At 43.8% G+C, this 6,819-nt stretch carries 8 protein-coding genes; 6 read left to right on the top strand and 2 right to left on the bottom strand.

Going from position 1 to position 6,819, the window contains the following annotated elements; translation table 11 throughout:
* The first annotated feature begins 180 nt into the window (after positions 1-180).
* The 6 genes from V7L97_RS03050 (at position 181) to ispG (ending at position 5,713) form a co-directional block, all read left to right on the top strand.
* Positions 181-615, top strand: a complete 435-nt coding sequence (locus tag V7L97_RS03050) for a DUF523 domain-containing protein (RefSeq protein WP_333653319.1) — start codon at positions 181-183, stop codon at positions 613-615.
* A gap of 14 nt (positions 616-629) precedes the next feature.
* Positions 630-1,310 carry a rhomboid family intramembrane serine protease gene (locus tag V7L97_RS03045; RefSeq protein WP_333653318.1) on the top strand — a complete coding sequence of 227 codons (681 nt, stop codon included), beginning with the start codon at positions 630-632 and terminating at the stop codon, positions 1,308-1,310.
* A 169-nt stretch (positions 1,311-1,479) separates the two neighbouring features.
* Positions 1,480-1,743, top strand: a complete 264-nt coding sequence (locus V7L97_RS03040) for a co-chaperone GroES (protein ID WP_333653316.1) — start codon at positions 1,480-1,482, stop codon at positions 1,741-1,743.
* Between the two features lie 16 nt (positions 1,744-1,759).
* Positions 1,760-3,382: a chaperonin GroEL gene (gene groL, locus V7L97_RS03035; RefSeq protein WP_333653315.1), complete on the top strand. Its 1,623-nt coding sequence runs from the start codon at positions 1,760-1,762 to the stop codon at positions 3,380-3,382.
* A 170-nt stretch (positions 3,383-3,552) separates the two neighbouring features.
* Positions 3,553-4,644 (top strand): endolytic transglycosylase MltG, encoded by a 1,092-nt coding sequence (gene mltG, locus V7L97_RS03030; protein ID WP_333653314.1) that lies wholly within the window; start codon positions 3,553-3,555, stop codon positions 4,642-4,644.
* Position 4,645: 1 nt separating this feature from the next.
* On the top strand, positions 4,646-5,713 hold the full coding sequence (ispG, locus tag V7L97_RS03025; protein ID WP_442891736.1) for a flavodoxin-dependent (E)-4-hydroxy-3-methylbut-2-enyl-diphosphate synthase: 1,068 nt from the start codon (positions 4,646-4,648) through the stop codon (positions 5,711-5,713).
* A gap of 83 nt (positions 5,714-5,796) precedes the next feature.
* Here ispG and V7L97_RS03020 read toward each other — a convergent pair whose 3' ends face one another.
* Positions 5,797-6,003 carry a DUF2283 domain-containing protein gene (locus V7L97_RS03020; RefSeq protein ID WP_333653312.1) on the bottom strand — a complete coding sequence of 69 codons (207 nt, stop codon included), beginning with the start codon at positions 6,001-6,003 and terminating at the stop codon, positions 5,797-5,799.
* Positions 6,000-6,176, bottom strand: a complete 177-nt coding sequence (locus V7L97_RS03015; protein ID WP_333653310.1) for a hypothetical protein — start codon at positions 6,174-6,176, stop codon at positions 6,000-6,002. Before V7L97_RS03015 ends, V7L97_RS03020 begins: the two co-directional genes overlap by 4 nt.
* Positions 6,177-6,819 lie beyond the last annotated feature (643 nt).

Below are 6,819 nucleotides of genomic sequence, written 5' to 3'. Positions count from 1 at the left end.
TGCTTTCTCATAAAACTTGTTTCCGTGTTAAGGAGAATTCTTTATAGTTGACTCCATTAAAAAATTTTTTTGAAATGGACGCTGTGCATCTCTGTCCCCGGCAAATATAAAAGTATCATATTTCAGAGAGGCAAATGCGTCAAGTGATTTGTTCTTATACTTATGATAAAATACAGGCAAATGATACTTGTCAGCGCATGCCTTGCCGGATTTAATACAAGATACGACGGGACAAATTGCGGGCATCCAGAAATCATAGAGATGGTTGTGTCTGGAAAGGCTATACCCCTATGTCCCGAGCAACTGGGAGGACTTCCAACACCAAGGCCGATCATAAGCTTTGTAAATGGCGATGGCAATGAGCTTATAAAAGGAACTACCGGGGTGAGGACAATAGGTGCAGACGACATTGACTATTCAAAAACCCTGATAAACGGAGCAATGGAGACATTGAGAATTGCGAGAATGTTTAATATTAAAAAGGCAATTCTAAAGGAAGGGAGCCCCTCATGTGGCGTATTTAAAGTATGGGTGAACAGTGAAAAGGTGGAAGGATGCGGCGTAACCACGGCCATTTTGAAGAAAAACGATATAATAGTTGAGGCAATGGAGTAATGGAGTATTAAGGCATGATTCCCTATAGAGACGATAATCCGACACAGACATTTCCCTTTGTTACAATCGGACTGATTGTTATAAACTGCCTTATCTTTATCTGGGAGTTCGTGTCTCCTGTCAGCGAAAGGGATATAGCCTACTTCTACGGCGCAATACCCTACAACTTGATATCCTTTGATACATCCCAGCCCATACATCCTGTTTTCACCGTTTTTACATCCATGTTCCTGCACGGAGGCTTTCTTCACCTCGCAGGAAATATGCTCTACCTCTGGATATTCGGAAATAATATAGAGGATTCCATAGGACACTTCAGGTTTATTTTATTCTATTTATTTTCAGGGATTGTGGCTGCATACGGACATGCCCTTACAGAATCCCAATCCACAATACCCATGATAGGCGCAAGCGGCGCTGTCTCGGGGATATTAGGCGCATATCTTTTATTGTTCCCCCGTGCAAAGGTCTATACTATCCTCTTTTTCGGATTCTTCTGGCAGATAGTGAGGATTCCGGCCATAGTTGTTATTGGTTTCTGGATAGTGATACAGATAATCAACGGCATTGTGAGCAAAGGCATGCTGAATCAGGGCGGAGTGGCATGGTTCGCCCATATAGGCGGCTTTTTAGCAGGAATACTGACCATAAAATTATGGCTGCCAAAGAGGAGATACAAAAAATCCTATTTCTAAATCTAAAAAATCTTAAAAAATTGCAAAAAATTGCAAAAAATCAAAATAATCCGAAATATTCACCCATAATTCCCCTTGCCTCCATCCCCGTTTTATGGATATATTAGCACTCGTCTGGAGTGAGTGCTAACAAAAACTAAACACTAAAACTAACGAAGGAGGTATCGGTATGAAGATCAAACCACTCAAGGACAGAGTAGTTGTGAAGTACTCTGAGGAAGAAATGGAAAAGACATCAGGCGGCATCTATGTGCCTGATGTGGCCAAGGAGAAGCCCCAGAGAGGAACAGTAGAAGCCGTGGGCTCAGAGGTCAAGGAGGTAAAGAAAGGCAACACAGTGCTCTTTGACAAATATTCAGGATCAAAGATCAAGTTCAATGACACTGAATACTTAATCATCAAAGAAGAAGACATCTTAGGAATTATCGAATAAAAGGAGGAGATAAGATATGGCAGCAAAGCAGCTATTGTTTGACGAGTCAGCAAGACAGTCCATTTTAAGGGGCGTGACCATCTTAACCGATGCAGTCAAGGCAACCCTCGGCCCCAGGGGCAGAAACGTAGTGATAGACAGGAAGTTCGGCGCACCGAACATCACAAAGGACGGCGTCACCGTTGCAAAGGAGATCGAGCTCAAAGACCCTTACGAGAACATGGGCGCACAGCTCGTCAGGGAGGTTGCATCAAAAACCTCTGATGTTGCAGGCGACGGAACAACCACCGCAACAGTCCTTGCATATTCCATCTATAAAGAGGGCATGAAGCATGTCACAGCAGGCGCCAATGCCATTGACATCAAGAGAGGCATTGACAAGGCAGTGGAAGTTGTTGTCGACGAGCTCAAGAAGATGTCAAAGCCTGTTGCAGAGAAGAAAGAGATTGCACAGGTAGGAACAATCTCCGCAAATAACGACCCATCCATCGGAGATCTTATTGCAGAGGCAATGGACAAGGTCGGCAAAGACGGCGTAATCACAGTTGAAGAGGCAAAGAGCATGGCCACAACCCTCGATGTGGTTGAGGGCATGCAATTTGACAGGGGCTACATCTCCCCATACTTCATCACAGACCCTGAAAGGATGGAGTGCATACTCGAAGATGCATTCATACTTATCCATGACAAGAAAATATCAAGCATGAAGGACCTGCTTCCAATCCTTGAGCAGATAGCAAAGATGGGCAAGCCCCTCCTCGTAATCTCAGAAGAAGTGGAAGGCGAGGCCCTTGCAACACTGGTTGTCAACAAGCTCCGCGGCACACTTCAGGTCTGTGCAGTCAAGGCCCCGGGCTTTGGAGACAGGAGGAAGGCAATGCTTGAGGATATAGCCATCCTCACAGGCGGAACCGTTATATCGGAAGACATCGGATTAAAGCTCGAAAATGTAAAGCTCAACGACCTCGGAAAGGCAAGAAAGATAACCGTGGACAAGGAAAACACCACAATTGTTGAAGGTGCAGGAGACCACGCAAAGATTCAGGGCAGAGTAAAACAGATAAAGGCCCAGATAGAAGAGACCACCTCTGACTATGACAGGGAAAAGCTCCAGGAAAGGCTCGCAAAGCTCGTGGGCGGAGTTGCTGTTATTAATGTCGGCGCTGCAACCGAGGCAGAGATGAAGGAGAAAAAGGCAAGGGTTGAAGATGCACTTCATGCCACAAGGGCAGCAGTCGAGGAAGGTATAGTCGCAGGAGGAGGAGTTGCGCTCATACGGTGCATCGAGTCCCTCGAAAAGGTGAAGTTAGAGCACGATCAGCAGATCGGCGTAACCATAGTCAAGAGGGCGCTCGAAGAGCCCATCAGGCAAATTGTGGCCAATGCAGGAATGGAAGGCTCCATTGTGGTGGAAAAGGTCAGGGAGTCAAAAGATGCAAGCTTCGGGTACGATGCCTACAAAGAGGAATATACAGACATGTTCAAGGCCGGTATCATAGACCCCACAAAGGTCACAAGGACAGCCCTCCAGAATGCAGCATCTGTTGCCGGCCTCATGCTCACCACAGAGGTCATGATTACAGAGATGCCGGAGGAAGAAAAGAAGATGCCTCCTATGCCCGGCGAAGGAATGTACTAAAAGACAGAACACAGAATACATGGCGACCCGTTTATGCGGGTCGCCCTCACTTCTTAATGGTTGTAGTTTCAATCCCCAATCTGTTATTCTAAGGATACCGATTTAAAAGTCATATCTAAATAACATACCAAAAAACACTCGCAAGAATTACAATGCTAAAGGCATTCAAAATGAAAAACAATATCAAATTAATAGTAATATCACTATCTTTTCTTTTTCTATCATACATAGGCATACAGCTCTTTGTGCCGTCAGACGGGGGAGGCAAGCAGATAGAGATAGAAATACCCGAAGGGGCATCGTACAGGCAGGCAATAGATATACTTGCAAAGAACAATCTCATAAGGGACAGGAACCTCTTCACTGTCGTTGGCAGGATAACACGGCTCGACAAAAGGATAAGGGCGGGTTACTATGTTTTCTGGGGGAACATGAGCCCGATTCAGGTCCTCAAGAAGTTGAAAAGCGGCAGGATCATCGAGTACGAAATAACCATAGTCGAAGGCGACAGCCTTCTTGAAATAGGCAGGAAGCTTGCTTACAACAAAATCATGCCTTTGGAGGTATTTAATTCTCTCACAAAAGACAGAGACCTTTTAAGTTCCCTCGATATAGATGCGCCGAGCTTCGAGGGATATCTATTCCCCCAGACATATAAATTTGCCAAAGGTGCAAAGCCGGTTGCCGTATTAAAGTTAATGGTCAATAAAATGAGGGACGAGTTTAATGATGAACTGAGAGAGCGTGCAGAAGAGATCGGATGGAGCGAAAATCAGGTTTTGACACTGGCGTCAATCATAGAAAGAGAGGCAAAGACCGATGAGGAAAGGCCTCTGATATCCGCTGTATATCACAACAGGATAAAAAAAGGCATGCCCCTTCAGGCAGACCCGACAGCAATCTACGGCGTAAAAAGCAATAAGCACAAAATAACGAGGAATGACCTGAGGAAAAAGACGGACTACAATACATATGTCATAAAGGGATTGCCGCCCGGGCCTATTGCATCTCCTGGGATAAAATCTATACAGGCAGCATTGTATCCTGCAAAGGTGCCTTATCTTTATTTTGTCTCTAAGAATGACGGGACACATTATTTCTCAAAGACATTATCGGAACACAATGCGGCAATAAAGCGGATTAAGGCGATGAAAGAGTCAGCAAGGCTCGAAAAAGAGGGACTATCCGCAAGCAAAACTTCAGAGGAAGATGGGATCCCCAAAGAGTCGCAGACTTTTTGGGGTGTTAGTGAAGAAGGATAAAGTGATCGAAAGAAAAAATACGAGACAGATTCATGTAGGCAATGTAGCCGTGGGCGGAGGGAGTCCTATCTCTGTGCAGACTATGACAAAGACAGACACAAGGGATGTGAATGCAACTGTCCAGCAAATACTCGCCCTTGAGTCTGCGGGCTGCGAAATTATAAGGCTCGCTGTTCCTGACATGGAAGCGGCCCTTGCCCTCGGAAAGATTAAATCTCATATTTCAAAACTCAAATCTCAAATTCCCATGATTGCCGACATACATTTTGACTGGAGATTAGCACTCGAGGCAATTAAACAGGGAGTTGACGGATTAAGACTCAATCCCGGAAATATCGGCGCAAAATGGAAGGTCAAAGAGGTTGTTGCAGCAGCTAAAGAAAAAAATATTCCCATAAGAATAGGCGTAAATGCAGGCTCACTTGGGAAAGAGCTTCTCGAAAAATACGGCCATCCGACGCCGGAGGCGCTCGTTGAAAGCGCTGAAGGGCATATAAGAATCTTAGAAGAACTGAATTTCCATGACATCAAGGTATCCCTTAAGGCATCAAATGTAATGAAGACAGTTGATGCATACAGATTGTTTTCCGAGAAGTATGATTATCCCCTGCACATAGGTATCTCAGAGGCAGGGCCGCCGTTCAGCGGAATGATAAAGAGCGCTGTTGGTCTTGGAATACTTCTCTCCGAAGGCATAGGAGATACAATGAGGGTATCGCTGACTGCAGAGCCTGAAGAGGAAGTAAAGGTTGCCTATGAAATATTAAAATCCCTCGGTTTAAGACAGCATGGCCCGGAGATAATCTCATGCCCTACATGCGGAAGATGTCAGATAGACCTGAAACCCATGGCACAGAAGGTTGAAAAAATCCTTAATGACATAAAAAAGCCAATAAGCGTTGCCGTAATGGGATGCGTTGTAAACGGCCCCGGAGAAGCAAGGGAGGCTGACTTCGGGATTGCAGGCGGCAAAGGCATGGGGCTTGTGTTTAAAAAAGGGGAAGTGGTGAAGAAGGTGAAGGAAGAGGAATTGCTCAATGCCCTTATTGAACTCATAAATGAGGAGTAGTCTGCTGGGGTATTTGCCATTTTTTGAGAAGCCGAACAACCAAGCTCAATGACGCAAGATTGCGAGCGTCGCTGTGGAATGATTTAGGCAACACTTTTTTCCATTTGCAGAAAAGATACTTCTGAAATACCTGCTTTTTCTTTTGCATGTTCAATTGTCATGCTTACAAGATTGCCCTTTTCATCCAAGTCAATGTACAGGTTTTCTGATATTTCCTTTGTCTCAACTATGGGAACATTTGAAAACTCAATCAATGCTGTATCCGTATCTGAGAAATATCGAATTTTCATTTTTCTTCCTCCTTAAAGTTTCTATCAAAGAAAGCATTATGAACGGTTTCTCCGTCCTCTAAAAGAATTACCCTTAGGTATCTCCCAACTTCTTCGATAAATTTCCACTTCCTTATCCTTCCATCGCTCTGAACTTCTGTTTTCACAGGTTTTTGATTGTATCCAATATCCATTTATCTTTGATAATTGCCCTATCCGCCCGTTGTCTGACAAATGAAAAGTATTGCGTACATTTCATAATATCATTGTATCATTTTTTATCGCATAATGAAAAAAATAAGGCGCGGGCAACCAGCATTGAAAAACCGCTACAGCTAATTACCCGTCGCCTTGATTAATTGTTAACTTCTCTTATCAACATAATCTGATTCCCTATGTTTCTTTTAAATAATTCCTTATTACCAAGTATAAATAAATCAAACTAACAGCAATTAACCCCAGTCCAATAATCCTATGATATTTGCCTACGTCAATTAGACCATCGGTGAAGCCAAAGAAAAAGCGATCTATTATTGCCCACAGCCCAAGGATTAAACATGCTATTCCTATAAAAAGCGTCCGCATCAGGTCAAAGCAACTATTAGGATTTTTCTTGCCACCAAGCGACATGCCTTTATGCCTTTTTCTGCCTCATATTGAAGTTAACATTTACTTTTATGCATATTCTGTAATTGATAGGATTATATCAGGCATTGCGTTGACAATCAATGATTTTGCAAAGGAATATCGCTAATTTATAAAACAGGTTTTTAGCTATTTATCTTTCACTCTGCCTCTCCACGCCTGCGGGTTTCTGCTCAAATGCATTACCGCCAC

Origin of the sequence: Dissulfurispira sp., from assembly GCF_036745535.1 — a bacterium.
Classification (GTDB): Bacteria; Nitrospirota; Thermodesulfovibrionia; order Thermodesulfovibrionales; family Dissulfurispiraceae; genus Dissulfurispira.
This window is presented reverse-complemented; position numbering and strand designations above follow the sequence as displayed.

What these genes read in the sequence shown, in the direction of transcription:
- V7L97_RS03050 (WP_333653319.1), top strand. Translation starts at nt 181, where the DNA reads ATGATACTTGTCAGCGCATGCCTTGCCGGATTTAATACAAGATACGAC.
- V7L97_RS03045 (WP_333653318.1), top strand. Translation starts at nt 630, where the DNA reads ATGATTCCCTATAGAGACGATAATCCGACACAGACATTTCCCTTTGTT.
- V7L97_RS03040 (WP_333653316.1), top strand. Translation starts at nt 1,480, where the DNA reads ATGAAGATCAAACCACTCAAGGACAGAGTAGTTGTGAAGTACTCTGAG.
- groL (WP_333653315.1), top strand. Translation starts at nt 1,760, where the DNA reads ATGGCAGCAAAGCAGCTATTGTTTGACGAGTCAGCAAGACAGTCCATT.
- mltG (WP_333653314.1), top strand. Translation starts at nt 3,553, where the DNA reads ATGAAAAACAATATCAAATTAATAGTAATATCACTATCTTTTCTTTTT.
- V7L97_RS03020 (WP_333653312.1), bottom strand. Translation starts at nt 6,003, where the DNA reads ATGAAAATTCGATATTTCTCAGATACGGATACAGCATTGATTGAGTTT.
- V7L97_RS03015 (WP_333653310.1), bottom strand. Translation starts at nt 6,176, where the DNA reads ATGGATATTGGATACAATCAAAAACCTGTGAAAACAGAAGTTCAGAGC.